Raw genomic sequence first — 26,389 nt, 5'->3', positions numbered from 1 at the left:
GCTCAGGGCGCCCGGTAGCCGCGGTCGGCGAGGCCCGGTGCGGGCGCGGGGGCGAACCAGGCGGGGTCGTCGCGCAGCGCCAGCTCGATCCGGCCGCGGGCGATCGGGCCGAGCGGCGGCAGCTCGTCCGGGGCGAACCAGCGCACATCGAGCGACTCGTCGTCGTTGACCCGCGCCTCGCCGCCGACCGCGCGGCAGCGCAGCACGATGTCGACGTACTGCGCCCGGTCGCCGTTGCCGTAGACCACGGGTTCGTTGGTGAAGACGCTCAGCACCCGCTCCACGATCGCCGCGACGCCGGTCTCCTCCTCGATCTCGCGCACGGCCGCCTCCGCGGGCTGTTCACCGGGGTCGGGGATGCCGCTGATCAGCGCCCACTTCCCGGTGTCGACCCGGCGGTTCAGCAGGACCCGGCCGCGGTCGTCGAACACCACCATCACCACGCCCGGCAGGAACAGCAGCGTGTCGCCCGCCTTGGCGCGGATGTCCAGGATGAATTGCGGAGTCGCCATGGCCAGAGCCTACGAGAAGCCGGGTGAACGCCACATCCGCACCAGGTTTCCCAACGGCGACAACGTTGTTGCACGACTGTCCACAGCGGCTCCATCAGCGGTTACCGTGGCCCGACAGGAAGCGCCCACGCGGGGAACGCGGGTGTGACGCACCCCGTCACACCCGCGTGGCGTCAGGGGGTAACGGGGACATGGACACGACGGCCGGCGGGACGCCGGGCGCCACCCGTACGGGCCGCGGCGACGGTCCGCCGCAAGACCCCGGCACCGTCCGGCGGGACGGCGGCGGGGTCACCGACGCGGTCGGAATCGTGGTATTGGCCTGCTGCGCCGTCTGGGCGCTGGTCGCCGCCGCCGGGCGGCCGGCCCGCCCCGAGGGCGCCCTGCTCGCGCTGCTCGCCGTCGCCGCGGGTTACGCCCTCGGCCGCATCCTGGGCGCGCTGCTGCCCGTACTGGCGCCGACGGCCGCGGTGACGGCCGTCCTGGCCCTGGTGCTCGTACCGCCGACCCGGCTGTCGGCCCATCCGGACGCGCCGCCGCTCGGCTATCCGAACGCCGACGCCGCACTGCTCGTGCTGGCCGCGGGCGCCGCCTGCTGCGCCGCCTGGGCCACCCGGGGCGGGGCGAGGCGGATCGCCCTGCACGCGGTGGGCGCGGGCGCGGCCGTCACGGCGCTCGCGCTCGGCTCGGCGGCCGGCTTCGCGGCGGGCGCCGCGATCGTGCTGTGCTCGCTGGCCGCGGCCCGTGCACGACGCAGGCTGCCCGGCCTGGCCGGGCTCGCCCTGGCCGCGGCGCTCGTGGTCGGCGGCAGCTGCGCGGTGGCCACCGACACGCTGCCGCCGGGCCTGTCGCAGTCCCTCACCGGCCAGCTCACCCAGCCCAGGGTCGAGCTGTGGCACCAGGCGGTCACCCTGGCGGCGCACCACCCGCTGCGCGGTGTCGGCCCCGAGCGGTTCGCCGACGAGGCCACCCCCTCGTCCGAGCTCGCCCCGGTCGCCGAGTCACCGCAGTCCGCGCCGCTCCAGCTCGCCGCCGAGCAGGGCATCCCCGGCGCCGCCCTGCTGGCGGCCGGCTTCTGCTGGCTGCTCACCGCCCTGTGGCGCTCCCCGCGCCCGACCCCGGTGGTGCTCACCGCCGCCGCCACGCTCACCTGCCTGGCGATGCTCGCCACCGTCGACCACGTCCTCAGCTACGCCGTGGTGACCGCGGGCGCCGGATTCCTGGCCGGCGTGGCGACGGCCCACCCCTTCACCGCGGAGCCCCTCGGCTGACACCGGCGCCGGGGCGCGCTAGGAGCCGGCCAGCGTCCGGGACCGCAGCCGCAGCCAGTCGCCGATCGCCTGGACCGCGCCCTCGGGATCGTCCACCGTCACGGTGAACCGGTGACCGGCGCCGAGGTCGATGATGATGCCCGGCCCGCGCCGCACGATGACGGCCGTGCCCTTCTCCGGGCGCCAGCGGTAGCCCCAGCCGCCCCAGCTGCGCGGGCTGATCAGCGGCACCAGTGCGGCGCCGCTGACGTCGGCGAGCGGGATGCGGCGGCGCGGCAGCCCGATGTGGCCGCAGCGCACCTCGACGCAGTCCCGGTCGATCTGCACCTTCACATGCGTGAAGGCGACCGTGCCGAAGATGATCAGCAGTCCGACCGCGAGGCAGCCGACGACGGACATCACCAGCGGTACGAGGTCGGTGGCGGCGGGCTGGTCGACGGCGAGTTCGATGCCCAGTGCCAAGCAGGCCGCGCCCACCGTGGCGAGGACCCACTGCATGCGGTTGCTGGCGCGGCCCGTCCACACCTGGGGCGCGACGGACTCCGGGCGGGGAGCGTGCGTCATGGTCGAAGCGTACTCATTCGGCACGCAATGGGCAGCCCTGTGACGTCAGGCCGTGGCGGGTGTCACTGCCAGCGCGGCGCCCTCGGCGTACACCGACGCGACGGCGGGCAGCCCGGCGGCGCGGCCGCTGAGCAGCACTTCGAGCCCTCCGGTGCCGGCGGACACGGCGTCCGCGGGGCCCGGCGCCGCACCGATCCTGCGCAGCGCCTGCGCGGCCACGGCGTCGGCGGAGCAGAAGAGCGCGGCGCCCGGGACGGCCGCCGCGATCCGGTCGGTGAGCAGCTCGTAGTGCGTGCAGCCGAGTACGAGCGCGCGTACGCCCATCGGGGTCAGTGCCGCCGCCGCGGCGACCGCGGCGTCCACCGCGGCGCTGTCACCGGCCTGTACTGCTTCGGCGAGCCCGGGGCACGGCACCTCGGTGATCTCCGCGCCGCCGCCGAATTCGGCGATCAGCCCGCGCTGGTAGGCGCTGCACGTGGTGGCGGGCGTCGCCCAGATGGCGACCGCGCCGCCGCCCGCCGCGGCCGGCTTGATCGCGGGCACGGTGCCCACCACCGGCAGGGCCGGCTCCAGCGCGGCCCGTACCGCCGCCAGCGCGTGCACCGACGCGGTGTTGCAGGCCACGATCAGCACGTCGGGACCGCGCTCCGCCGCCGCCAGCGCGCACCGCAGGGCGCGTTCACCGACGTCCTGCACGGTCCGCAGCCCCCAGGGCATACCGTCCGGATCGCACGACAGCACCAGATCGGCGTCCGGCCGCATCCGGCGTACGGCCGCGGCGGCGGCCAGCAGTCCGAGGCCGGAGTCCACGAGGGCGATCTTCATCCACTCACCCTACGCGGCACGGCGACCGCGCCACCGCCCGGCACCCGTCGTACGGCAGACTGCCGCGAGTGACGGTGACGACAGTGATCGCAGGGCTGTCCCTGCTGGTGTGGGTGTGGCTGCTGCTGGGGCAGGGCTTCTTCTGGCGCACGGACGTACGGCTGCCGCGGCACATTGCCGAGCCCTCCGCATGGCCGACGGTGGCCGTCGTGGTGCCCGCCAGGGACGAGGCGGCGGTGCTCGGGCTGAGCCTGCCGTCGCTGCTGGCGCAGCAGTATCCGGGGCGGGCCGAGATCTTCCTGGTCGACGACGGCAGCACCGACGGGACCGGGGACGTCGCCCGTGAACTGGCCGAGCGGCACGGCGGGCTGCCGCTGACCGTCTCCTCCCCCGGCGAGCCGCCGCCCGGCTGGACCGGCAAGCTGTGGGCCGTACGCCACGGCGTCGCGCTCGCGCGCGAGCGCACCGGGGCGGAGTATCTGCTGCTCACCGACGCCGACATCGCGCACCGCCCGGACAGTCTGCGCGCCCTGGCCGCAGCGGCGGTCGGCGCGGACCTCGACATGGTGTCGCAGATGGCCAGGCTGCGGGTCGAGACCGGCTGGGAGCGGCTGATCGTCCCGGCGTTCGTCTACTTCTTCTCGCAGCTCTACCCCTTCCGGTGGATCAACCGCAGGCGCGGGCGCACCGCGGCGGCGGCAGGGGGCTGCGTCCTGATCCGCGCCACGGCCGTCGACGCGGCGGGCGTCCCCGACAGCATCCGGCAGTCCGTCATCGACGACATCGCCCTGGCGCGGGCGGTCCGGCGCTCGGGCGGGCGGATCTGGCTCGGCCTCGCCGACAGCGTCGACAGCGTCCGCCCCTACCCGGACCTCGGCGAACTGTGGCGGATGGTCTCGCGCAGCGCCTACGCCCAGCTCCGCCACAGCCCCGCGGTGCTCCTCGGTACGGTGCTCGGCCTCGTCCTGATCTACCTCGTCCCCCCGGCCGCCGCCATGGGCGGCGCCGCCACCGGTACGTGGCCGCTGTGCGCGCTCGGCGCCGCCGCGTGGGCCGTCATGACGGCGACGTATCTCCCGATGCTGCGCTACTACGGCCAGCGGCGGTGGCTCGCCCTCACGCTTCCCTACACCGCCGCGCTGTACCTCCTCATGACCGTCGACTCCGCCGTCCAGCACTACCGCGGCCGCGGAGCGGCCTGGAAGGGCCGCACCTACTCCCGCCCCGACCCGACCTAGCCCCTCCGGAGGTTGCCCCTGTCCGCCCTCCCCCGGGCCCGGGGGTCCCGCGCTACCCCTGCGCAAGGGGTACGCCTCCCCGGGGCGCCGGGGTTCTGACGGCTCCCCTCGGTGAGGGGGCGCCCGCCCAGGGGCGCGCTGTCCGCACGGCGGGACGTGCCCCGCGGGGGCGCGGGGAACTGCGCGCGCAACCCGCCACCGGCCGGTGGTCCGGATCGGACCGAAGAGGCCCTTTCGCGCGGTGACGACCCGCGCCCCGGTGGGGGCTGAGCGCGCAGTTCCCCGCGTCCCCGGGGCGGTGCGGTGCGTCGCCGCACGACGGTCACGGTGGGTTGCTCGCGCAGTTCCCCGCGCCCCCGGGGGCGTGCGATCCGTCTGCACACGAAGACGCGTCGTGGCTTGGCGCGCAGTTCCCCGCGTCCCCGGGGCGGTGCGGTCGTCCGCACACGACGGTGCGTTGTGGCTGGGCGCGCAGTTCCCCGCGCCCTTGGGGGCGTGCGGCCCGGCCGGACACGAAGGCGCGTCGTGGCTTGGCACGCAGTTCCCCGTGCCCCTGAGCGGTCGTCCGCACACGACGGTCGCGCTCGGCTGGCCGCGCAGGTCCTCGCGCCCCTGAGAAGGCACCCCCTTGCCGCAAGGGAAGCCGCACCACCCCCGTGCCCCGGGGAAGGGCGCCCCCCGCCGCGACGGGAACCCCTCAGCCCCGCGCCAGCGGATACGCGGGGGACCGCAAGACCCGCCCGCCCCCGCTGGGGCAACAGCTCAGACCTCGGCCGGGGTCCACACCAGACCCCAGCCATACGCGTAGTCGACAATCCGCTGTGGACTCACCCCCCGCCGGACGGCGAGATGGCGGACCTCCCGCCGCACCCGCAGCGCGTCCCCCTCCGGGGTGAGCAGAAGCAGCGCGCAGGCCGTGGAGTCGGGGCCGCCGGGGCCGAGGGCGAAGTCCTGCGGCGGCCCGTGGTCGGGCCGCACCGTGACCGTGCCGCGCACATCGGCGAAGCTGCGCCCGGCGCCGCGCAGCGCGAGGTAGACCAGGACCCGCCGGAACCGCACCGCGTGGTCGAGGTTGACGCTCAGCTCGGCCCCGCCGGCCCCGCCCCGGTCCACGTCCAGCCGCACGTACGGCGGCAGCCGCAACGCACCGGCGGCGCCGCCCAGCGGCTGGACCACCCCCTTGCGACCGTCGGCCAGTTCGAACAGCGCGCACAGGTCGACGCCCGCGGCCGTACCCCCCTGCGCGCCGAAGGCGATCCGCAGCAGCCCGGGCCCGGCGCACATACCGTCGGACGGCAGCAGCACGGAGGACGGCGGCGCGGGCCGCGGTTCGGCCGGGAGAACAGGCGCGGCGAGGACGACGGCCCGCAGCCGCCACCCGTCGCCGTCCTCCTCCCGGTAGCACTCGCCGACCACCAGCATCCGCCCGCCGGTGACACCGCCGCAGTCGAGCCGCACGGAACGCGCGCCCTCGGCCGCCGCGCTCAGCCGCAGTCCGGGGATGCGGCCGAGCGGGCCGCCCTCGGCGCGTACCACCACGAGCACCGCGGTCACTGCTCTTTCGAGTGACGCCAGGTCGAGGACGAGGGTGTCAACGACGGCGCCGTCGGCGCGCCCGCGGGAGTGAGTGACCGCTCCCGAGCCGTGCGCGGGCACATCCGCGTCGACGAGATCGCCGACCCCGCGCGGCGCCCCGCCGGCGAGCAGAAGCGCGCACATATCGGCACGCGGTATGTCAGGACCGGTCCGCCGGCCGAACTCCAGCCGGACTTCGGCGGTCGGCAACCGGACACTCTCCCCCCTGCGCAGCATCATGTTGCCCCTCCCCCGGTGCGTCATGACTCCCCGATATCCCCTCGGACACACGCCTTTTACCTGATCACACCATGTCTTGGTGACCGGTTTCCGAGGATTCGCTCATATTGGGGACGTGGTGTCGCTCCCCGCCCGTCAAACAACCCTCTAATCGGTCTCCCCAACGACCACATCGTGGGCTTAACTTATGGCCCATGACCACCCCCCGCGGTTCGTACGGTGGCGGCTACGGCGGCTACTCCCCCTCGTCTTCGTCCTTCCCGGACACCCCGATCTACGACAGCCTCGTGGCCGAGCGCGGCACCCCGCAGATCGCACCCATCCGCGTGCCGTCGCCGTACTCCGGCTACGACACGGGACTGGCCAACGGCTACAGCGGCGGCAGCAACCTGCCGGCCCTGCCCGCGCTTCCCGCGCTGCCGTCGGGTCCGTCCTCGCCGTCGTACCAGCAGCCGCAGCCCGCGGCGCAGGGCGGCTACCAGGGCGGCGGCTACCAGCAGCCGCCCGCGCCGTACATCCCGCAGCCGGCCGCGCCGCGCGGCGGCTACGGCGGCAACGGCTACCCGAACGCCAACGGCAACGGCTATCCGGCCATGCCGCCGCAGCCCTCGCCCAGCGGTTACGAGGCCGCCCGGCCGGTGCCGCCGCGTCCCGTACCGCCGCGGCAGGTGCCCGGCGGGCACCCGGAGGACCAGTACCCGCGGCGCAACCTCGGCCAGGGCGGCGGGGGCTACTACCAGGGCTGATCCGTCACGGCGGGCTGGAAGAATGGCGTCATGACCACGCCTCGTCTCAGCGCGCTGCACGTGTACCCGGTCAAGTCGCTGCGCGCCGTCGGCATGCAGGAGGCGGTCGTCGAGCCGTGGGGGCTCGCGGGGGACCGCCGCTGGATGCTGGTCGACGCCGCCGCCGACAGCGCGCTGACCCAGCGGGAACAACCGCGTCTGGCGCTGCTCGCCGCACTGCCCGTGGGGGGTGGCGGCCTGCGGCTGACCGGGCCCGGGCTCCCGCCGCTGGACGTCCTGCCGCCCACCGAGGGGCCGTTGCGGACGGTGCGGCTCTTCGCCGGCAAGGTCGACGTCCTGTCCGCGGGCGAGGAGGCCGACGCCTGGTTCTCCGGCTTCCTGGGAATGGCGGCGCGGCTGGTGCACCTGGACGACCCTGCGGTCCGGCGCCCGATCGACCCGCAGTACGCGCTGCCCGGTGAGACGGTCAGCCTCGCCGACGGCTATCCGCTGCTGGTCACCACGGCCGCCTCGCTCGACGCCCTGAACGCGCTGATCGCCGCGGGCGACCGGGCGCAGGAGGGTCCGCTGCCGATGAACCGCTTCCGGCCCAACGCGGTGATCGAGGGCACCGCGCCCTGGGCCGAGGACGACTGGCGCCGGGTGCGGATCGGCGAGGTGACCTTCCGGGTGCCCAAGGCCTGCTCGCGCTGCGTGGTCACCACCACCGACCAGGACGCCGGGACCCGCGGCAAGGAGCCGCTGCGCACCCTGGGCCGGCACCGCAGGATCGGATCCGGGCTGATTTTCGGACAGAATCTGGTACCCGAGCATTCCGGAACCCTGCGCGTGGGCGATCCGTTGACGATGGTGAAGTAACGCGTCGATGCGGCATGCCCGTGGCCCCAGCGGGATAGAAGACCACACGCATGAGTCGCGCCGTTTGCGGTAGCTGAACGGGTGGAGGGGGTGGTCGGCCATGGCTCGTCGCACAAGGCTCACCAAGCGCGGGTGGCGGTGGCGGCGCAATCCGCTGCGCCGGCGTTCCGACGTCGTCGAGGCGTGGCTCGGAGTCGTCACCATCCTGCTGTTCTGCGTGGCTCCGCTGGCGGGCTGGTGGGCGGGGCAGTCCGTCGACCGCACCTTGCAGCGCGTGGCGCGCACCCAGCGGACAGAACGCACCCTGGTGGCCGCCGCTGTGGTGCAGTCCCCCGCGGCGTCCGACGCCACCGCGGCGCCCGGCGCGGCGAAGGCGGCGGCAGCGGCGGCCGGCGCCGACTCCGACCCGCGGCGCGGCGATGTGCTGCGCTGGATCGCGCCCGACCACTCGCTGCACACAGCGAAGGTTCCGGTGGGTCTTGAGGTCTGGCGCGGCAATGAGATGCTGCTGTGGACGGACAGCACCGGCGTGCTCGTACCGCCGCCGCTGGACAATGCCACGGCCACCACACACGCGGTGCTCGCGGGCCTGGCGACCGGCAGCGCGGCCGGCGGGGTGCTGCTGGTGTCCCGGCAGGTCCTGATGTGGCGGCTGATGCGGCGCAGAATGGACTCCTGGGAGCGCGAGTGGGCCAGGGTCGGCCAGGACTGGGGCCGGGCCGGCGCGGGCGGCTGACGGGCGGCGCGGACCATTGCGGCGGGCGGCGGTGTCCGCCTGACGGGCTGTCGTCAACGACCACCCGCCGCGCGCGCTACGGTTGATCCCCGGTCGCCCGAAGCAAGAGGTGGGGGCAGCAGCCCGATGGCACATGGCGTGGTGCAGGTCACCAACCCGAGCAGTTCGCGGTGGCGGCGCCGCACAGGTGAGTACGCCACCGTGGCCGCCGCCCTGGAGGCGGCGGGCGAGGGCGACGTGCTGTCGGTGTCCGCCGGCACCTACCGGGAGAATCTGGTGGTCGACCAGGCGGTCACCCTGCGCTGCGCGGACGGACCAGGCACGGTCCGTATCGCCCCGGCGTCCGGAGTGGCGCTGACCGTACGGGCGGCGGCCTCGGTGCACGACCTGCTGATCGAGGGCCAGGACGGCGCCGCCGCCGCACTGCTGGTGGAGGCCTGCGCCCCCGAGCTGTCGGGACTGCGGATCAGCACCCGTTCCGCGGTCGGCCTGGAGGTGCGCGACAGCGCGCGTCCCACGGTGCGCGGCTGCACGGTCGACAACCCGGCCGGGCTCGGCATCAGCGTGCTGGACGCGGCAGGCGGGCTGTTCGAGGACTGCGAGGTGGTCGCGGCCGGCCAGAGCGGTGTCGCGGTACGCGGCGGCGGCAGCCCCCGGCTTGAGCGCTGCCGCGTGCACCACACGTCGGGCTCCGGTCTTTCCATCACCGGTGAGCACAGCTCGATCGAGGCGGTGGGCTGCGAGATCTTCGAGATCCACGGCACCGGGCTGCACCTGTCGCAGCGCGCGTCCGGGAGCCTGACCGACTGCCAGCTGCACCGCACCACCGGCGACGGCATCTCGCTCGACACCGACGCGGTGCTGGCGATGGCCGACTGCGACATCCACGACATCCCGGAGAACGCGGTCGATCTGCGGGCCCGCTCGGTGCTCACCCTGACCCGCTGCACGGTCCGCCGTTTCGGCCGCAACGGCCTGTCGGTGTGGGACCCGGGCACCAGGGCCGACGCCAACCAGTGCGAGATCCACGACAGCACCGGCGACTATCCGGCGGTGTGGGTCAGCGACGGCGCCGTCGCCATACTGGACGCCTGCCGCGTGCACGACGTACCGGACGCGCTGTTCGTGCTGGACCGCGGCTCACGCGCGGACGTCGTCGACAGCGACTTCACGCAGATCCGCAATACGGCGGTGTCGGTGAGCGACGGCGCCAACGTCCAGCTCGACGACTGCCGGATCCGGGAGGCCGCGACCGGCGCCTGGTTCCGCGACCACGGCAGCGGCGGCACCTTCGCCCAGGTCACCATCGACGACACCGCGACCGGCGTGATCGTCACCAAGGGCGCCGACCCGGCCCTCGACCGCTGCACGGTCACCAACGCGACCGAGTCCGGCATCTACGTGTCGGCCGAGGGCCGCGGCACCTTCACCGGCTGCCGGGTGACCGGCAGCAAGGGCTACGGCTTCCACATCATCGACGGCTGCCGGTCCACCCTGACCCGGTGCCGTACCGAGCGCTGCGCCCGCGGCGGGTACGAATTCGCCGAGCCGGGCCCGGTCACCGAGGACTGCTCCAGTGACCGCACCGCCGCGCCCGAGCCCGCGCCGGTCCCGGTTCCCGCGGCGCCCGACCGGCAGCCCGCGGCCCAGTCGTACGGCCTGCTCGGCGGGGTGCCGCAGCAGCGGCCCGCGGAGGCGGAGCCGGCGGCCGTACCCGCGGCGCGGGAGAGCACCGAGGTGCTGGGCGACCTCGACGCCCTGGTCGGCCTGGACAGCGTCAAGCGCGAGGTCCGCACCCTGATAGACATGATCGCGGTGGGCCGCCGCCGGGAGCAGGCCGGCCTCAAGGCGCCGTCCCCGCGCCGCCACCTGGTCTTCACCGGCTCCCCCGGCACCGGCAAGACCACCGTGGCGCGGCTCTACGGCGAGATCCTGCACTCGCTCGACGTCCTGGAGCGCGGCCACCTGGTGGAGGTGGCCAGGGTCGACCTGGTCGGCGAGCACATCGGCTCCACGGCGATCCGCACGCAGGAGGCCTTCGACCGGGCCCGCGGCGGAGTGCTGTTCATCGACGAGGCCTACGCGCTGGCACCGGAGGACGCGGGGCGGGACTTCGGCCGGGAGGCCATCGACACCCTGGTAAAGCTGATGGAGGACCACCGGGACGCGGTGGTGGTGATCGTGGCCGGCTACACGGCGGAGATGGAGCGCTTCCTGGCGTCCAACCCCGGTGTGGCGTCCCGCTTCTCCCGAACCATCACCTTCGGCGACTACACCGCGGACGAGCTGCTGAGCATCGTGCAGTCGCAGGCCGCCGAGCACGAGTACCGGCTCGGCGAGGACGCGGGTGAGGCGCTGCTCAAGTATTTCACCGCACTCCCCAAGGGACCGGCCTTCGGCAACGGCAGGGCGGCACGGCAGACCTTCGAGGCGATGGTCGAGCGGCACGCGGTGCGCCTGGCCCATGTCGCGGAGCCGACGCACGACGAATTGCAGCTGCTCTACCCGGAGGACCTGCCGGAACTGCCCTGAGCCGGCAGCGCCCTGCCCTCCGCCCCCGCCAGCCGGGCGAGCAGCGCGGCCCGCTCCCGTGCGAAGGCCGGGTCCGCCTGGAAGCCGGAGTGGCCGCGTACGGGCTCCGGCAGCGGGTGGCGGGCGCTGCGGCCGTACGCGACCGGGTCGAGCAGCGGGCCGCGGTCCACCGGGCCTTCAGGACCCGCGAGCAGGACCGGGCCGCCGATCGGGTCGGTGCGGCGCCACAGATTGCGCCAGGCGTGCATGTCACGGTGCAGTCCGCGCAGCGGCCCGGGGCCGAAGTACGCGGGGAACCAGCGGCCGTACAGCCGGGCCAGCGGGCAGCCGTAGGTGAGCAGGGCGACCCGGCCCCTGGCGGCGGGGTCGAGCTGCCAGACCGCGGCGGCGGCCAGCACGCCGCCCTGCGAGTGGCCCGACAGGATGATCCGCCCGCCCGTGCGCGCGGACGCCGTGGTCGGTGGCCTCGTCGGGCCCCGCCTCGCTGCGGGCGGCCCGGCAGGTGGCCGTGACGGCCGTCGCGGCCAGGGCGGCGATCGAGGCGGCCAGTGCCCAGCCGAGTGCCTGGAGCGGCGGTGCGGCGGCGCCGCGGTCCTGGCGCAGCGCGGGGAAGGTGACGGCCGCGGCCACCGTGAGCAGCCCCGCCGCGGTGTGGGCGGTGCGCAGCCGGGCGACCGAGCGGCGGCCGTACCAGAAGCCCGGCTGGGCCAGCGGCGGGGCGCCGGGGGCCGGTGCGGGGCCGGGGGCCGGGCGCTGCGACTCGTACGCGGACCAGGTGCGGTGCGACAGCCACCACAGCAGCGCGGTCAGTGCGGCGGGGAAGAGGGCGGCCAGGGCGAGCCTGCGGCCCGGTTCGCTCCACCAGCCGCCGCGCCCGGCCGCCGCGAAGCCGAGCCAGGAGGCACCGCGGCTGCACCTCCCGCTGCCCGCGCAGCGCCACCTCGCCGGCCGCGGCGACCAGCAGCACGGTGAGGGTGAGGGCGAGCAGCCGGACGGCCGTCCCGTAGCCGCGGGCCAGCCGCAGCCGGTGCGAGGGCGGGCGCATCCAGTGCGCCAGGTTCGCGATCATGAACGGGAGCAGCAGCAGCCACAGTGCCCGGCTGCCGTTGCCCGAGGTGAGGTTGGCCCAGCAGTAGGCCTCGGGCACCGGCTCCTCGCGGCGCTGCCCCGGGTGCTCCTCGGCGTCCGCGTCGCAGGCGCGGCGGTGGACGCCCGCCGTGGCGTCGCCCGCGAGGCACACCGTGCGGGGGTCGTCGAGCATCCGCTCGGGGGTGGTGCCGCCGACACCGTGGACCAGAAGCTCCAGGGCGAGCCGCGGCTGGCTTGCCGCGTCGAGTCCGTCCCGGCCCTCACGGCTGCCTCCTGTGCCCCTTCCGTCCCGGATGTGCCGCCCGACCCGGGCGGCGGTCGGCCGTCCGCGGTGCCGGGCGGCCCGCGATCGGGCCGCGCGGGCGCGGTTCACCGCCGCCAAGGTGTTCCGACCCGTGGCCCGGCATACACCGGAGGGCGCGGTGCGTGGAAGGATGACCGCAGCGCGCCGGCAGACGGCATCGCACACAACGAGACGGACAGAACGAGGTCACGGGTGAGCGACAACCAGAACCTCCTCGCGGAGCAGCGCCGTGCACTGATCCTTGACGAGGTGCGGCGACGCGGCGGAGTGCGGGTCAACGAGCTGACCCGCAGGCTCAATGTCTCGGACATGACGGTGCGCCGCGACCTGGACGCACTGGCCCGGCAGGGCGTGGTCGAGAAGGTGCACGGCGGTGCGGTGCCGGTGGTCGAGGCCAGCAGCCACGAGCCGGGCTTCGAGGCGAAGTCGGGGCTCGAACTGGGCGCCAAGGAGGCCATCGCGACGGCCGCCGCCACACTGGTGGCGCCGGGCAGCGCGATCGCCCTGGCCGGCGGTACGACGGCGTACGCGCTGGCGCACCACCTGTTGGACGTACCGGACCTGACCGTGGTCACCAACTCGGTGCGGGTCGCGGACGTCTTCCAGTCGGGCCAGCGGCGGCCCGGTGCGAACCACGCGGAGGCGACGGCCACCGTGGTGATCACCGGCGGTGTGCGCACCCCCTCGGAGACGCTGGTCGGCCCGGTGGCCGACCGGGCGATCCAGGCGCTGCACTTCGACCTGCTGTTCCTCGGCGTGCACGGCATCTCGGTGGAGGCGGGCCTTTCCACGCCGAATCTGGCGGAGGCCGAGACCAACCGGCACTTCGTCCGCTCGGCCCGCCGGGTGGTGGTGATCGCGGACCACACCAAGTGGGGCACGGTCGGCCTGAGCTCCTTCGCCGCCCTGGAGGACGTCGACACCCTGGTGACGGACGCGGGCATCCCCGAGGTGCTGCGGGCGGAGATCGCCGAGCACTTGTCGGAACTGATCGTGGCAGGCGAGCCCACAGAGGGCTGACGCCCGAGCGCCCGCAGCGGTCGGCCGAGGCACGAGGCCGCCCGCGAAGGACGCGAGCAGAAAGACCGACAAACAACCCAGCGGGCTGACACACGAGCCCCCACACCGGCCACCCGAGGCACGAGGCCGCCCGCGAAGGACGCGAGCAGAAAGACCGACAAACAACCCAGCGGGCTGACACACGAGCCCCCACACCGGCCACCCGAGGCACGAGGCCGCCCGCGAAGGACGCGAGCAGAAAGACCGACAAACAACCCAGCGGGCTGACGCCCGAGCGCCCGCAGCGGTCAGGGCGTCGTCAGCCGCTGAACCAGGACCAGGCGCGGCCCGGGGACAGGACGACGAGGACCACCGCGGCCACCAGCATGATGCCGAGCAGCGCGCGCAGGCGGCGTACCGAGGGCGACAGCGGCTGCCTGGGCGGGCGGTTGTCGGGGCGCCAGGCGGTGGCGGCCTGCGAGGGGGTGTGCGGCCGCTCCTGGCGGCGCCGGCCCCAGCGGCGCGGTTCCGCCTCGGCGGCACGCTCGTCCTCCTCGCGCAGGCGGCGGGCGACGATCCTGGCCCGGGCGGAGGGCTCCTTGGGGGCGCTGAGGCGTATCGCGCGTTCCGAGTCGTTGGCGAAGAGCTCCCAGACGTCGTCGGGCAGCGACGGCTCCTCGGCCGCGGGTGAGGGTTCGGTGGTCACTGTCGGCGCTCTCGTCTCGTCCAGGCAAGGCCGGGGCGGCGAGCTGCTCGCGGTCCCCCACCGGCGCATCGATACGTCCCCGCCACTTCTACCTGCCGTGCCCCGCACGTGACAAGTACGGTCCCGGCCAGGACGGCGTCAGCGGTATTCGGCGAGCCGCGGACGTACGCCGAGCACGACCAGCACCGCGGCCAGGCCGAGCGCCCCGGCGGGCACCGCGGGCCAGCCGTCGAGCGCGGCGCGGGCGTCGTCGGCGTGCGCCGTGAAGTCGTTCAGCTGCTGCCCCGCCAGGCTGTCCAGGGTCGTCGCGAAGTCCCAGAAGTCGAAGGCCACGTCGCCGCGGCCGACCTCGGTGAGGACCGCGGCCGCCTGCTCGGTGTTCCCCGCCCGCTTCAGCGCGCGCAGCTTGTCGTCGTCGGCGCGGAAGTGGCCGTAGCGGGCGAGCACGTCCTGGTAGGCGGGGCGCTCGGCGGCGGTGGCGTAGCCGTCGGGGGACAGCAGGGTGTCCAGCCGCCGGGTGAGGGTGTCGAACTGCCGCTGGTCGGCGGCGCCGAAAGCCGGCTCGTGCACGAACCAGCGGCTCTCGGCGGCCGCCGCCTGCGCGGCGACGGCGCGGGCCTCGGCGAGCCTGGTCCAGGGCCGCAGTCCCTGCCCGCTCGCGGCGTTGACCGCGTCGGCGGTGGCGGCCAGCGCGAGTCCCCCGGCGAGGGTGACGGCCAGCGCGGCGGCGGTCGCGGCCAGCAGCGCCGGATTGAACCGCCTGCGGTAGTCCCGTGCCAGCTCCCACTGCCACCACGCCAGCACCGCGACCGCGGCCAGGCCCAGCGCGCCGAGCGCCAGGCCCCAGCGGACGGCCGCGCCATGGGCGCCGGTCCGCTGCTCGTCGGCCTGCCGCTGGTAGGCCGCGGACAGGGCGTCGGCGGCGGGCAGCAGCTCGTCGTGCATGACGTCACCGGCCTGGACGTTCATGGCGACGGCGAAACGCGGCGGGTGGCCGGCGACCGGGTCGGGGTCCTGCTCCGCGACGTAGGCCGCGCGACCGCCGAGGTCGTCGTAACGGCCGAGGCCGTCGAGCAGCGCCCGCACCCGCGCGCCCTGGCCCGGGTCCGCACCGAGCTGCCGGAGCAGGCCGCTGACCTGGGCACGCCGCTGCTGCGCGGTGATCAGGGCGTTGAGCTGGTTGCCGACGATGACGTCCGCGTCGGTGGCGGAGCGGCCCGGCGCGAGGGTGTCGGCGCGCTGGGCGTCGAGGTCGGCGAGCGCGAAGCGCAGCTGCGCGGCCACGGCGGCGCGCTGGGCGACGGTGGTGCCGAGCCGTCCGGCGCTGTCCCGTACGGTGATCGCGCCCGCGACGGCGACCGCGCACAGCGCGCCGAGCACCAGCAGGGCCGCCACGGTGCGGACGCCGAGCCGCCGCGGTCCGCCGCGCGCCGGCTGTACGCGGCGGGGCGGCCGGTACGTCTCGGGCCTGGGCGCGGGGGCGACGGCGGGCGCCTCCCCTGCCGTGACCTCCCGCGCGGGCGGGGCCGTCTGAGACATCGTCATACGGCGACGCTAGGTGCGGCCCGCGAAACCCCGGTGACCCCGGGACGACCGCCGGGTGTCCTGACCGTAACAGAACTGCCGCGAAGCCGATCGAAGTCGGACAGGACGACTGACGCCGCGTCAGGGCCGTTCGGCGGGCGGCTCCCGCGGTGGTTCCGGCTGCCACAGCGGGTGCTCCTCGCGCGCCCACCAGCGCGGTACGTACCCCGTGCGCAGTCCGCGCCGCGCCTCGGGGTCCTTGGTGGCGAACCACACGTGCCCGGCGATCACCGCGCCGAAGGCCAGCGCCAGCCAGTCGTGCACGAAGGTCGCCCCGGTGCGCCAGATCAGCGGCGCGAGCTTCGGGAACCACATGAGCACCCCGGTGCCCGCCATGATCAGCAGGGCGCCGGTGGCGAAAGCGGCGTAGAGCTTCTGGCCCGCGTTGAACTTCCCCGCCAGGCTCGGCTCCCGCCTGCCCCGGCGCAGGGCGGTCCGCAGCCACCGCCAGTCGTGCGGGAAGAAGCGGCCCAGCCGTCCGAGGTCGCGGCGGAAGGCGCGGGAGACCAGGCCGAGCAGCACCGGCACCGGGACGGCGATCCCGGAGTATTCGTGCAGCGTGACGACCGTCCTGCGGCGGCCGACGATCTCGGCGAGCGGCGGGAAGTACAGGCAGCCGCCGGTGAGGACGCAGATGCCCATCAGCCAGTTCACCGAGCGGTGCACCCAGGTCTCGGCGCGGGTGAAGCGGCGCAGCCCGGTCATCACCCGGGTGTCACGAAGTGGGGTCATCACCGCGGCCGTTCGACTTGCCGACCCAGGCGTCCACGTCGTAGCCGTAGTGCTCCCAGTAGCCGGGCTGCACCTTCTTGGTCACGGTGATGCCGGACAGCCATTTCGCGGACTTGTAGAAGTACATGGGCGCCGCATAGAGCCGGACCGGCCCGCCGTGGGCGGCGGTGACCGGCTTGTCGTTCATGGTGAGCGCCACCAGGATGTCGGCGCGGCGGGCCTGTTCGAGGGTCAGGCTCTCGGAGTAGACGCCGTCGAAGCAGGTGAAGCGGATCGCGGTGCCGCCCTCGCGCACCCCTGCCGCGTCCAGCAGGGTGGACAGCCGCACCCCGGAGAAGGCGGTCTTGGGCACCCGCCAGCCGGTGACGCACTGCACATCGCGCACCAGCCGGGTCTGCGGCAGGGCGCGCAGGTCGGCGAGCCCGTAGCCGCCGGGCCTGTCGACGAGGCCGCCGACGGTGAGCCGGTAGTCGCTCTCGCCGCGGTGCGGGATGGAGTTGGACACCGAGTAGAAGCGGAAACCGCCGCCGCCGGGCAGCAGTCCTGTCACCCCGGTGGGGTCCTTGGCGCTGACCGACGCCAGGACGGAGTCGAGTTTGCCCTGGACGGCGCCGCCGACGCCGACGCCCGCCGCGCCGAGACCGAGCATGCCCAGGACGACCCGCCGCCCGACCGGGGTGCCGCGGCCCTCCTCCGAGGGTCCCGGGGCGGGGTTCGGGGGTCTCTCCGGTGCCTTCACCGACGGCGTGCGGTCGTCCATGGGTCGATTCGAGCACGCCGGCCGCCGTCTGGCCAGGGCCGGCCGCGGGACGTCAGAATTCCGTCATATCCTCGGCGCCGGGCGCGTGCTGCCGTACGGCGGCGAGCAGGCCGGCCAGCGCGTCGTTGAAGGCGGCGGGGCGCTCCAGGTTGGGCAGGTGGCCGGCGCCCTCGATGACGGCCAGCCGCGCGCCCGGGATGTGCCGGTGCAGGTGTTCGGCGTCCGCGACGGGCGTGAAGACGTCGTCCCTGCCGACCACGACCAGCGCGGGCACCGCGACGGTCGGCAGCGTCGCGGTGTAGTCGGGGCGTTCCGCCCGGCCGCGCAGTGCGGCGGCGGCGCCCTCGGGCGGGGCGGCGAGCATCATGCCGAGCACATGCGCGGCCACCTCCGGCAGGTCCGCGACGGTCGCGGGCGACACCATGGAGTCCAGCACCTCGTGGGCGTAGCCGGACATGCCGTCCCGCAGCAACTGGTCGGCGCGCGCGTTGCGTTCCTTCCTGCCGCGCTCGGTCTCGCCCTGCGCGAAGGTGTCGGCGAGGACGAGCCCGGCGACCCGGCCGGGGAAGAGCCGGTGGAATTCCAGCACGATCTGGCCGCCCATCGACAGCCCGCACAGGACGGCCCGCCGCACTCCCAGGTGATCGAGCAGCCCCGCGAGGTCGCGGGCGAAGGTGCTGAGCGGGGTCAGACCCGCGACGACCTGGCTGCCGCCGTAGCCGCGCAGGTCGGGTGCGATCGCCCGGTGGCCCGGCGCCGCGTCCTGCTGCGGGCGCCACATGGTGCGGTCGAAGGGGTGCCCGTGCACCAGCAGCAGCGCCTCGCCCTTGCCGCGGCCGGCGTCGCCGCCGCTGCCCGTGTCGTCGTAGGTCATGGTGATGCCGTTGATGAAAGCGCTGCTCACCTGCTGGTTTCCCCTCTTCCGGCCAATACTCCGAGGCTAGGCGCGGGGCATTGGCGAGGGCAATAACCGCATTTGATTTCGGTGCAATATGCTGGCGCGGGACATGGCGAAGGGCGCGGACATGGTGCGGGACTTCCGGCGGGCGGCCGACGTGGTGGCGGCGCAGATCGCCGCGGGCCGGCTGCGTCCCGGTGACCGGCTGCCGACGCAGCGGGCCTTCGCGCGCCGGCACGGGATCGCCGAGTCGACCGCGAGCCGGGTGTACGCCGAACTCGCCCGCCGCGGCCTGGTGACCGGCGAGGTCGGGCGCGGCACTTTCGTGCGGGCCGCCGCGCCCGCGCCGGACCCGGCGCTCGCCGAGCCGGCGTCGGCGCGGGTGGACCTGGAGCTGAACTACCCGGTCACGGCGGGCCAGTCGGAGCTGCTGGCCGCCGGACTCGCCCGGCTGGCCAGGCCCGATGTGCTGGCCGCCGCGCTGCGCCCGTCCGCCGCCGCGGGCACTCCCGCGGCGCGTGCCGCGGTCGCGGGGCTGCTCGCAGCGCCGGGCTGGGCGCCGGACCCGGACGGCGTGCTCTTCGCCGGCAACGGCAGGCAGGCTGTCGCCGCCGCCCTCGCCGCGCTGGTACGGCCCGGCGGCCGGGTGGGCGTCGAGGCGTTGACGTATCCGGTGGTCAAGGCTGTCGCGGCCCGGCTCGGCATCACGCTCGTGCCGCTGGAGTGCGACCAGGAAGGCATGCTGCCCGGTGCGCTGCTCGCCGCGCACCGGGCGGCGCCGCTGGGCGGGGTCTACGTCCAGCCGACGCTGCACAATCCGCTGGGCGTCACCATGCCGGGCCCGCGCCGGGCCGAACTGGCCGCGGCCCTGCGGGAGACCGGGCTCAGCGCGGTCGAGGACGCCATCTGGTCCTTCCTGCGCGAGGACGCGCCGCCACCGCTCGCGGCATACGCGCCCGAGCGGGTGATCCTGGTGGACAGCGCGTCCAAGCGGCTCGCGCCGGGCCTGACCGCGGGCTTCGCCGTCGCCCCGCCGGACCTGACCGCCCCCGTGACGGCCGCCCTGCGCTCCGGCGGCTGGGCGAGCGCCGGCTACGCCCTTGCGGCGGTGACGGGTTGGCTGACCGACGGCACCGCCACGACGATCGCCGCGGCCAAACGGGCCGACGCGCGCGACCGGCAGCGCATCGCGGCGCACGCCCTGGCCGGCCTCGCGACGAGATCCGACCCGGGATCGTACTTCTGCTGGTGGGAGCTGCCCGCCCTCTGGCGCGCCGACACCTTCGTGGCCGCCGCCGCCCGGCACGGCATCGCGGTCACCCCGGCAGCGTCCTTCGTGGTGGGTCCGCACCGCACGCCCGCCGCGGTACGCCTGGGCCTCGCCTCTCCCCCGCCGCCGGTGCTGCACAAGGCGCTGACCACACTGGCGGCCCTGGCCCGCACCGGTCCCGACGATTCGGCACCGGAGTGAACACCCCGGCGGCCGGCGCGTGCGGACGGCCTCCCGGCATTCCGGTTCACCCCGGCCGGAGGGGCGAAAGGGCCGGTCGGAGCCCCCGTATGCGACGAGTTGCGGGATTCCTCACATCGGGTGACGCTGATATCGCATCACGGAGTGCTGTAGCAGTCACTCTACGCATTTCGCTCAGGTGTCCCCATCGGAGCGGCGAACGGCCGGACCCTCGCGTACGCGGGGCGCGGCCCAGCCGCGGAGGGAGTCGCAGCCGTGATCATGCAAGTCGACCAGACCGACAGGACCGACCCGACCCATCGAACAGAACGCGAGTGCACACTCGCACTCGACGCGCATCCGTACCGGATCCAGCAGATCCGCCGCATTGTGTCCGCGCAGCTGCGCTACTGGCGCCTCGATCCGCTGATCGAGCCCGCGGCGAGCGCCACCAGCGAGCTGCTGGCGAATGTGCACCGGCACGCGCAGCCGGACAAGAAGTGCGGCGTACGGCTGACCCTCGCCGACGACCGTCTCACCGTGGCCGTCACCGACCACGACCCGCGACTTCCGCAGCTGAGGCCGGTGGAGCCGATGGCCACCACCGGGCGAGGGCTCGCCATGGTCGAGGCGATGAGCGACAGCTGGGGCACCGACCTGCTGCCCGGGGAGACGGGCAAGGTCGTGTGGTTCGTCCTGCGCACCCCGCTGACCGTACCGACGCTGGTGCCGATGCGGACGACCATGCCGTTCGACCGCGCGATGCCCGAGCCGGTGCCGTTGCCCGAGCGGATCGCCGCCGCGGCCTGACCGCGGCACTGCGGGCGTGCCCGCAGGCGGACCGCAGGCCGGGCGCCGCCTCCCCACCGGGAGGCGGCGCCCGGCCCTGGACGGGCCTGCGGGCGCGTCCGCGGCGCCGTGGACCTCGGCCGCGTCCATGACGCGGGCCGCGCGGGCTGCCGTCAGGCCAATCACAGGGCGGCGTTCCTGCCGCCGCGGAGGTCGCGCGGGTCACGGGCGAAGTGCTCCTCCAGCACCGACATCCGCCGCCAATACTCCTCCTCGTCGATCTCGCCGGAGGCGAACCGCCGCCCGAGCACCGCCGGCGGGCTGTGCTCGCCCGCCGGCGGCCAGGTCTGCCGCCACGGCCCGCCGCGCCCGCGCCACACCGTGCGGCGCAGCACGGTGACCACGGCGGCCACCGCGAACACCCAGGCCAGGGGGAGGAACAGGATCCACGGGCCGGGCCCTCCGTCATGCCACGCCAGGGTGTTCATCGTCCGTCATCTCCTCGGATGGTGCGGGTTCTCCCGACACCACCGAGCCTGCCGCTCCCCGCCGCCGAAATCGTCGTACGGCCGGCGGCAGCGGGGCTGCTCCGCGCGGAGTACGCGGCGGCGCGGGCGCCGCACCCGGCGGGCGCCCGTCAGCCGCCCAGCGCCGTCAGCGGGTCGTCGAGCACCGGCTGCCAGGCCAGCTCGGCCGCGCCCACCAGGCTGTTGTGGTCCAGGGCGCAGGCCAGCACCGGCACGCTGCCGCTGCGGCCCCACAGGCTGTGGTCGGCCACCACCGCGCGCAGCGCCTCCGGGTCGGCGTCGAGCAGATGGCGGTGCAGGCCGCCGAGCAGGATGCGGTCGGGGTTCAGGACGTTGACCATCCCGGCCAGGCCGCGGCCGAGCCGGTCGATCAGCATGTGCGCGGCGGCCTTGACGGCCGGGTCCGCGTACTCCGTACGGAGCAGGTCGCGGCACTGTTCGAGCAGCGACACCTCGGGGCCGGGGACCCGGCCGGCCGCTTCGAGGAAGGCCAGCGGGTCCGCCTCCACGTCCAGGCAGCCGCGGCTGCCGCAGTGGCAGGGGCGCCCGTCGGGCTGCACGGTGAGGTGGCCGACCTCCAGCGCGAGCCCGGAACTCCCCGTGTGCAGGCGGCCGTCGAGCACCAGTGCGCCGCCGACGCCGCGGTGGCCCGACGCGACCACGAGCAGGTGCTGCGCGCCGCGCCCGGCGCCGTGCCGGTGCTCGGCCAGCGCCGCCACATTGACGTCGTTGCCCACGAAGGACGCGACCGGGTCGCCGTCGGGGCCGAGGATGCCCACCCGGGCGATCTGGCCCGCGAAGACCTCGCGCACCGGGGCGCCCGCGGGCCAGGCCAGATGCAGCGGGTTGAGCGCGGTGCCCTCGGGCTCCGCGACCGCGGACGGCACCGCCAGGCCCGCCCCGACACACAGCCGACCCGACCCGAGCAGCAGCGCGGCGCCGGCCTCGACGACCGCGCCCAGCACGTGCGCGGGGTCGGCCGGTACGGTCATACTGCCGGGCGCGGTGGCCACGATCTCCCCGCCGAGCCCCACGAGCGCGGCACGGAAGCCGTCCGCGTGCACCTGGGCGGCCAGCACGACAGGCCCCTCGGGCGCCACGTCGAGCCGGTGCGAGGGGCGGCCCTGCGCCCCGGAGGGGCCGCTCGGCCGGGTGTCCACCCGGATCAGCCCCAGCGCCTCCAACTCCGCGGCGACCGCACCCGCGGTCGCACGGGTCACCCCCAGTTCAGCGGTGAGCAGTGCGCGGGTCGCCGCGCGGCCGGTGTGCACGAGGGAGAGCGCGGGACCGAGTGCACCGCGGCCCCGCTCAAGCCTTGTCCGAATCTGTGTCACCCCCCTATTCTGACTTTGTGCCGACGCTAAACAAAATAGGGACGGCCCTGGGCCGGTCCCACCACGCTCCCGCCATCGACCCCGCGCTGCGCCGCCTGCGCCTCGCCCTCACCGTCTTCTTCGCCGTGGACGGCTTCCTCTTCGCCAGCTGGGTGGTGCGCATCCCCGCCATCAAAGCCCAGGCGGGCGCCTCCGCGGGCCAGTTGGGGCTGGCGCTGCTCGGCGTGTCCGCGGGCGCCGTGGCGACGATGGTGCTCACCGGACGGCTGTGCCGGCGCTTCGGCAGCGACCGCGTCACCCTGGCGACCGGCGCCGTCCTCTCGCTGAGCATCGCCCTGCCGCCGCGAACGCACTCGGCACTCGCACTCGGCCTGGTCCTGCTGGTGTTCGGCGTATCGTACGGCGGTCTGAACGTCGCGATGAACAGCGTCGCCGTCGAACTGGTCGCCGCGCTGCGCCGACCGGTCATGTCGAGCTTCCACGCCGCGTACAGCCTGGGCGGGCTGATCGGCGCCAGCCTGGGCGGACTGCTCGCGCCCCACCTGTCGCCCGCCACGCATCTGCTGCTGCTCACCCCGGTCGGCCTGCTCACCGTCGCCTTCGCGGGACGCGTCCTGCTGGCTCACCCGATCGAGGTACCGCGGGAGCACATCGCCCAGGCCACGGCCTCCGCGCGCTCCGAGGCCGCCGCGCCCGCCGCCGAGCGCGCGTCCACGTCCAATTCCGCGCCCACGTCCGCGTCCTCGCCCGGCGGTGTGCGGCACACCCGCCTGCTGGTCGCGGTCTTCGGCCTGATCGCGGCGTGCTCGTCGTACGGCGAGGGGGCGCTCGCCGAATGGGGGCCGCTGCACATCCAGCAGGACCTGCACGGCGGCCCCGGGATCGCGGCGGCCGGATACGCGGCGGTGGCGCTCATGATGACCCTGGGCAGGCTGACCGGCACCGCCCTGCTGGAGCGGCTCGGCCAGACCCGGGTACTGGTGCTGGGCGGGCTCACCGCGGCCGGCGGCATGCTGCTCGGCGCCCTGGCACCGGTGATCCCGCTGGTGATCCTGGGCTTCGCGCTCACCGGCCTCGGCCTGGCCAACAGCTTCCCGACCACGATCGCGAGGGCGGGCGCGCTGACCGGCGCGAGCGGGGTCGCCGCCGCCTCCACCCTCGGCTACGGGGGCATGCTGCTCGGGCCGCCCTCGATCGGCTTCCTGACCGACGCCATAGGGCTGCCGATCGCGCTGACCACGGTGTCGGCGCTGGCCGCGGTCGCCGCCGTCATCGCCTACGCGGTACGCAACAGCGGCCGCAGGACTTGATGCACATCACAGGCGCCCGCAACGCCGGACCGGGGGATGCTGGGGGCGGCCGCGGGGAGCCCCTGACCGGCCGAGCCCGCAGCGGGCCCGAGGAGGAGCGATGCGCATACCGACCTGGCTGGTCAACGCCACCCGCCTGGCGCACAGGGAGCGGCTGTCCCGGATCTACCTGGTCGTGGTCGGCATCGCCACGCTGCTGCTGCTCCTGGACACCGCGCTGATTTCGCACCGGCACGCCTCGCCCACCGCTTTCCTGCTGCTGGTGGTGACGCTGCCCTGGACGCCGCTGCTCTGGTCACTGGTCGCGTCGGCCGGCGGGCTCGACGCCAGGACGACGGCCTTCGGCTGGTCCGGGTGGGCGCTGGCGGTGGCCGCCGCGCTGGTCTCGGCCGCGCTCAACGCCGTCCTGCTCGGTTACGCGGCCAGATACTCCCGCCGGCGCACCGCGACCGCCCCGGCCCGGCGCTCCTGAGGCCGGGTCGGCAGCTCCACGGCCCCTCGGCTCGTACGCCGGGCGTCACACCTGGGCGGGCCGGGCGAGCATCCGCTCCAGTACGGCACGGTGGCCGGGGCGGGCCTGCTCGTAACGCTGCCTGCCGCCCTCGGTGATCGCGACGTAGACGCCGCGCCGGTCCTCGGTGCAGATGCCGCGGTCGACCAGGCCGTCCTTCTCCAGCCTGGCGACGAGGCGGGACAGCGCGCTCTGGCTGAGGTGCACCCGGTCGGCCAGTTCCTGCACACGGAAGGTGCAGCCGCCGTCCTCGGGATCGCCCGCAAGGACGTCGAGCACCTCGAAATCGCTCGCGCAGAGCCCGTACTGGTGCAGCTCACGATCGAGTTCGCACGCCGTACGCGCATGGATGGCGAGGATCTCCCGCCACTCGCGCTCCAGCGCCCGCTCACTCTTGTCCACGGTCATGCCCGCAGGGTAGCAGAAAACGGACCCTGATGCACGGACATTAAATGCACTTGCATCCGATGCGCGTGCATGTAATCTACCGCTCATGACTTCTCCGTCAACCACCGTCCCCCGGACCGAAGAGCGGTGGAGTGCCCTGCAATGGGGCACGCTCTTCGTGCTCTGCGGCGCGCTCTTCCTCGACGCACTCGACGTCTCGATGGTCGGCGTGGCGCTCCCCTCGATCGGCGACGACCTCCACCTGTCCACGAACTCGCTGCAGTGGGTCGTCAGCGGCTACATCCTCGGCTACGGCGGCCTGCTGCTGCTCGGCGGCCGGGCGGCCGACCTGCTCGGCAGGCGCCGCGTCTTCCTCGTCGCACTCGGCATCTTCGCCGTCGCCTCGCTGCTCGGCGGCCTGGTCGACTCGGGCTCGCTGCTGATCGCCACCCGCTTCATCAAGGGCCTGAGCGCCGCGTTCACCGCGCCGGCCGGCCTGTCGATCATCACCACCAGCTTCGCCGAGGGCCCGGTGCGCAACCGCGCCCTGACGATTTACTCCAGCTGCGGCGCCACCGGCTTCTCGATGGGCCTGGTGCTCTCCGGCTTCCTGACCGAGGCGGGCTGGCGCTGGACGATGCTGCTGCCCGCGCCGGTCGCCCTGATCGCCCTGATCGCCGGCCTGAAGCTGATCCCGAAGACCCCGCGCGACAGCACCGAGGGCCGCGGTTACGACCTGCCGGGCGCCGTCACCGGCACCGCGTCGATGCTGCTGCTGGTGTTCACCGTGGTCTCGGCGTCGAGTGCCGGCTGGGCCTCGGCCCGTACGCTCGGCTCCTTCGCCGCCGTCGCGGCGCTGCTCGCGGCGTTCGTCGCGATCGAGCACCGCTCGTCCCACCCGCTGATCCGGCTCGCGGTGCTCCGCTCCTCGCACCAGGTCCGCGCCAATCTCGGCGGCGCCACCTTCTTCGGCTCCTACATCGGCTTCCAGTTCCTGGTCACGCAGTATCTGCAGAACGTGCTCGGCTACAGCGCCATGCAGACCGCGCTCGCCTTCCTGCCCGCCGGCTCGCTGGTCGCCATCCTGTCCACCCGGATGGGGCCGATCGTGGACCGGTTCGGCACCATGCGGGTGATCGCGGCCGGCTTCGCGTCGCTGGTCGCCGGCTACGCGCTCTTCCTGCGGATCGACCTGCACCCGAGCTACCCGGCCGTCATCCTCCCGTCGATGCTGCTGCTCGGCGCGGCCTTCGCGCTGGCCTTCCCCTCGCTCAACATCCAGGCCACCAACGGCGTCAGGGACGAGGAGCAGGGCATGGTCTCCGGCCTGCTCAACACCTCCTTCCAGGTCGGCGGCGCGATCTTCCTGGCGGTCGTCACCGCGGTGGTCACCGCCAACACCGGCGGCCACGGCGGCGGCAAGCAGGCGGTGCTCGACAGCTACCGGCCGGCTCTGTGGGTGGTCACCGGCATCGGTGTGGTCGGCCTGCTGCTCACCGCGTCGGGGCTGCGCTCCCGGCGGCCCTCGTACGGCATCCTCGTCGCGTCGTCGGCCGACGACGAGGCGCGGTGGGCCGTGCGGGGCGAGGGCGGATCGGTCCCCGGGTCCGGGGCGGGGTCTGCGGCTCCGGTTCCGGCGGCGGCTCCGGTTGTCTCCGGGTCGGCGTCCGGGCCTGCCTCCGCCTCGGACGGGGGCGCGGTGCGCGACTGATTCCCCGCGTGCCTGCGGCTTCCCCCGCCCGGCCCCGGCCCCGCGCCTTTCCGGTGCGGGGCCGGGCTTGTAGGGGTGTACGGGGCTAGCAGGCACCGACCTGGGGGCCGAGCTTGTGCGAGGACGGGCCTGGGCGGCGCCGAGGTGGCGCAGGTACGGGCCTGGGCGGCGCCGAGGTGGCGCAGGTACGGGCCTGGGCAG

At 74.8% G+C, this 26,389-nt stretch carries 25 protein-coding genes; 12 read left to right on the top strand and 13 right to left on the bottom strand.

Translation table 11 applies throughout. The features are described from left to right. Nucleotides 1-2: 2 nt before the first annotated feature. Nucleotides 3-512, bottom strand: a complete 510-nt coding sequence (locus OHA86_RS33060; protein ID WP_329181290.1) for an NUDIX hydrolase — start codon at nucleotides 510-512, stop codon at nucleotides 3-5. Nucleotides 513-703: 191 nt separating this feature from the next. Here OHA86_RS33060 and OHA86_RS33055 point away from each other — a divergent pair, with 191 nt between their 5' ends. Beyond that, nucleotides 704-1,783 carry an O-antigen ligase family protein gene (locus OHA86_RS33055; RefSeq protein ID WP_329181289.1) on the top strand — a complete coding sequence of 360 codons (1,080 nt, stop codon included), beginning with the start codon at nucleotides 704-706 and terminating at the stop codon, nucleotides 1,781-1,783. 18 nt (nucleotides 1,784-1,801) lie between these two features. Here OHA86_RS33055 and OHA86_RS33050 read toward each other — a convergent pair whose 3' ends face one another. Continuing rightward, the gene (locus OHA86_RS33050) at nucleotides 1,802-2,347 is read right to left on the bottom strand and encodes a hypothetical protein (protein WP_329181288.1); all 546 of its coding nucleotides are present in this window, start codon (nucleotides 2,345-2,347) and stop codon (nucleotides 1,802-1,804) included. A 45-nt stretch (nucleotides 2,348-2,392) separates the two neighbouring features. Next, nucleotides 2,393-3,172 (bottom strand): glutamate racemase, encoded by a 780-nt coding sequence (locus OHA86_RS33045; RefSeq protein ID WP_329181287.1) that lies wholly within the window; start codon nucleotides 3,170-3,172, stop codon nucleotides 2,393-2,395. A 68-nt stretch (nucleotides 3,173-3,240) separates the two neighbouring features. Between OHA86_RS33045 and OHA86_RS33040 the strand changes: the two genes are divergently transcribed. Then, nucleotides 3,241-4,410, top strand: a complete 1,170-nt coding sequence (locus OHA86_RS33040; protein WP_443071932.1) for a glycosyltransferase — start codon at nucleotides 3,241-3,243, stop codon at nucleotides 4,408-4,410. Nucleotides 4,411-5,172: 762 nt separating this feature from the next. Here OHA86_RS33040 and OHA86_RS33035 read toward each other — a convergent pair. Further along, nucleotides 5,173-6,195: a Tellurium resistance gene (locus OHA86_RS33035; RefSeq protein WP_329181285.1), complete on the bottom strand. Its 1,023-nt coding sequence runs from the start codon at nucleotides 6,193-6,195 to the stop codon at nucleotides 5,173-5,175. Between the two features lie 224 nt (nucleotides 6,196-6,419). Here OHA86_RS33035 and OHA86_RS33030 point away from each other — a divergent pair, with 224 nt between their 5' ends. The 4 genes from OHA86_RS33030 to OHA86_RS33015 all read left to right on the top strand — a co-directional run bounded on the left by OHA86_RS33030 (nucleotide 6,420) and on the right by OHA86_RS33015 (nucleotide 11,097). Continuing rightward, a complete protein-coding gene (locus OHA86_RS33030; protein ID WP_329181284.1) occupies nucleotides 6,420-6,971 on the top strand; it encodes a DUF6643 family protein in 552 nt (183 codons plus the stop codon). Nucleotides 6,972-7,001: 30 nt separating this feature from the next. Further along, nucleotides 7,002-7,829 carry an MOSC domain-containing protein gene (locus OHA86_RS33025; RefSeq protein WP_329181282.1) on the top strand — a complete coding sequence of 276 codons (828 nt, stop codon included), beginning with the start codon at nucleotides 7,002-7,004 and terminating at the stop codon, nucleotides 7,827-7,829. A gap of 100 nt (nucleotides 7,830-7,929) precedes the next feature. Next, nucleotides 7,930-8,565, top strand: coding sequence for an Rv1733c family protein (locus OHA86_RS33020; RefSeq protein WP_329181281.1), 636 nt, complete (start codon nucleotides 7,930-7,932; stop codon nucleotides 8,563-8,565). 126 nt (nucleotides 8,566-8,691) lie between these two features. Then, complete coding sequence (locus OHA86_RS33015) at nucleotides 8,692-11,097, top strand: right-handed parallel beta-helix repeat-containing protein (protein ID WP_329181278.1); 2,406 nt, start codon at nucleotides 8,692-8,694, stop codon at nucleotides 11,095-11,097. On the opposite strand, the gene OHA86_RS33010 is transcribed toward OHA86_RS33015, so the two are convergent. Next, nucleotides 11,067-11,495: a hypothetical protein gene (locus tag OHA86_RS33010; RefSeq protein WP_329181276.1), complete on the bottom strand. Its 429-nt coding sequence runs from the start codon at nucleotides 11,493-11,495 to the stop codon at nucleotides 11,067-11,069. The genes OHA86_RS33015 and OHA86_RS33010 overlap by 31 nt on opposite strands. 1,187 nt (nucleotides 11,496-12,682) lie before the next feature. Between OHA86_RS33010 and OHA86_RS33005 the strand changes: the two genes are divergently transcribed. Beyond that, nucleotides 12,683-13,510 (top strand): DeoR/GlpR family DNA-binding transcription regulator, encoded by an 828-nt coding sequence (locus OHA86_RS33005; RefSeq protein ID WP_329181274.1) that lies wholly within the window; start codon nucleotides 12,683-12,685, stop codon nucleotides 13,508-13,510. Nucleotides 13,511-13,808: 298 nt separating this feature from the next. Here OHA86_RS33005 and OHA86_RS33000 read toward each other — a convergent pair whose 3' ends face one another. From OHA86_RS33000 to OHA86_RS32980, 5 genes are all read right to left on the bottom strand, one after another. After that, nucleotides 13,809-14,195: a hypothetical protein gene (locus OHA86_RS33000; RefSeq protein WP_329181272.1), complete on the bottom strand. Its 387-nt coding sequence runs from the start codon at nucleotides 14,193-14,195 to the stop codon at nucleotides 13,809-13,811. A gap of 138 nt (nucleotides 14,196-14,333) precedes the next feature. Next, complete coding sequence (locus OHA86_RS32995) at nucleotides 14,334-15,740, bottom strand: hypothetical protein (RefSeq protein ID WP_329181270.1); 1,407 nt, start codon at nucleotides 15,738-15,740, stop codon at nucleotides 14,334-14,336. A gap of 120 nt (nucleotides 15,741-15,860) precedes the next feature. Beyond that, nucleotides 15,861-16,511: a cytochrome b/b6 domain-containing protein gene (locus OHA86_RS32990; RefSeq protein WP_329181269.1), complete on the bottom strand. Its 651-nt coding sequence runs from the start codon at nucleotides 16,509-16,511 to the stop codon at nucleotides 15,861-15,863. Next, nucleotides 16,495-17,271, bottom strand: coding sequence for a molybdopterin-dependent oxidoreductase (locus tag OHA86_RS32985; protein WP_329181267.1), 777 nt, complete (start codon nucleotides 17,269-17,271; stop codon nucleotides 16,495-16,497). The genes OHA86_RS32990 and OHA86_RS32985 overlap by 17 nt, the downstream gene beginning before the upstream one ends. A gap of 52 nt (nucleotides 17,272-17,323) precedes the next feature. Next, complete coding sequence (locus OHA86_RS32980; RefSeq protein ID WP_329182646.1) at nucleotides 17,324-18,145, bottom strand: alpha/beta fold hydrolase; 822 nt, start codon at nucleotides 18,143-18,145, stop codon at nucleotides 17,324-17,326. A 133-nt stretch (nucleotides 18,146-18,278) separates the two neighbouring features. Here OHA86_RS32980 and OHA86_RS32975 point away from each other — a divergent pair, with 133 nt between their 5' ends. Together OHA86_RS32975 and OHA86_RS32970 are read left to right on the top strand one after the other, a co-directional pair. Beyond that, nucleotides 18,279-19,640, top strand: coding sequence for an aminotransferase-like domain-containing protein (locus OHA86_RS32975; protein WP_329181265.1), 1,362 nt, complete (start codon nucleotides 18,279-18,281; stop codon nucleotides 19,638-19,640). Between the two features lie 261 nt (nucleotides 19,641-19,901). After that, a complete protein-coding gene (locus OHA86_RS32970; RefSeq protein ID WP_329182645.1) occupies nucleotides 19,902-20,429 on the top strand; it encodes an ATP-binding protein in 528 nt (175 codons plus the stop codon). Between the two features lie 161 nt (nucleotides 20,430-20,590). On the opposite strand, the gene OHA86_RS32965 is transcribed toward OHA86_RS32970, so the two are convergent. Together OHA86_RS32965 and OHA86_RS32960 are read right to left on the bottom strand one after the other, a co-directional pair. Further along, the gene (locus tag OHA86_RS32965; protein WP_329181264.1) at nucleotides 20,591-20,896 is read right to left on the bottom strand and encodes an SHOCT domain-containing protein; all 306 of its coding nucleotides are present in this window, start codon (nucleotides 20,894-20,896) and stop codon (nucleotides 20,591-20,593) included. A 149-nt stretch (nucleotides 20,897-21,045) separates the two neighbouring features. Next, nucleotides 21,046-22,269 carry an ROK family protein gene (locus tag OHA86_RS32960; protein WP_329181263.1) on the bottom strand — a complete coding sequence of 408 codons (1,224 nt, stop codon included), beginning with the start codon at nucleotides 22,267-22,269 and terminating at the stop codon, nucleotides 21,046-21,048. Between the two features lie 17 nt (nucleotides 22,270-22,286). Here OHA86_RS32960 and OHA86_RS32955 point away from each other — a divergent pair, with 17 nt between their 5' ends. Together OHA86_RS32955 and OHA86_RS32950 are read left to right on the top strand one after the other, a co-directional pair. Continuing rightward, entirely contained in the window at nucleotides 22,287-23,579 is a 1,293-nt protein-coding gene (locus tag OHA86_RS32955) for an MFS transporter (RefSeq protein WP_443071931.1), read from the top strand. A gap of 100 nt (nucleotides 23,580-23,679) precedes the next feature. Beyond that, a complete protein-coding gene (locus OHA86_RS32950; protein WP_329181261.1) occupies nucleotides 23,680-24,051 on the top strand; it encodes an SCO4225 family membrane protein in 372 nt (123 codons plus the stop codon). A 45-nt stretch (nucleotides 24,052-24,096) separates the two neighbouring features. Here OHA86_RS32950 and OHA86_RS32945 read toward each other — a convergent pair whose 3' ends face one another. Further along, complete coding sequence (locus OHA86_RS32945; protein ID WP_329181260.1) at nucleotides 24,097-24,498, bottom strand: MarR family winged helix-turn-helix transcriptional regulator; 402 nt, start codon at nucleotides 24,496-24,498, stop codon at nucleotides 24,097-24,099. 85 nt (nucleotides 24,499-24,583) lie between these two features. Between OHA86_RS32945 and OHA86_RS32940 the strand changes: the two genes are divergently transcribed. Next, the gene (locus OHA86_RS32940) at nucleotides 24,584-26,188 is read left to right on the top strand and encodes an MFS transporter (protein ID WP_329181257.1); all 1,605 of its coding nucleotides are present in this window, start codon (nucleotides 24,584-24,586) and stop codon (nucleotides 26,186-26,188) included. Nucleotides 26,189-26,389: the final 201 nt, after the last annotated feature.

It is taken from the genome of Streptomyces sp. NBC_01477 (assembly GCF_036227245.1).
Taxonomy (GTDB): Bacteria; Actinomycetota; Actinomycetes; order Streptomycetales; family Streptomycetaceae; genus Actinacidiphila.
This window is presented reverse-complemented; position numbering and strand designations above follow the sequence as displayed.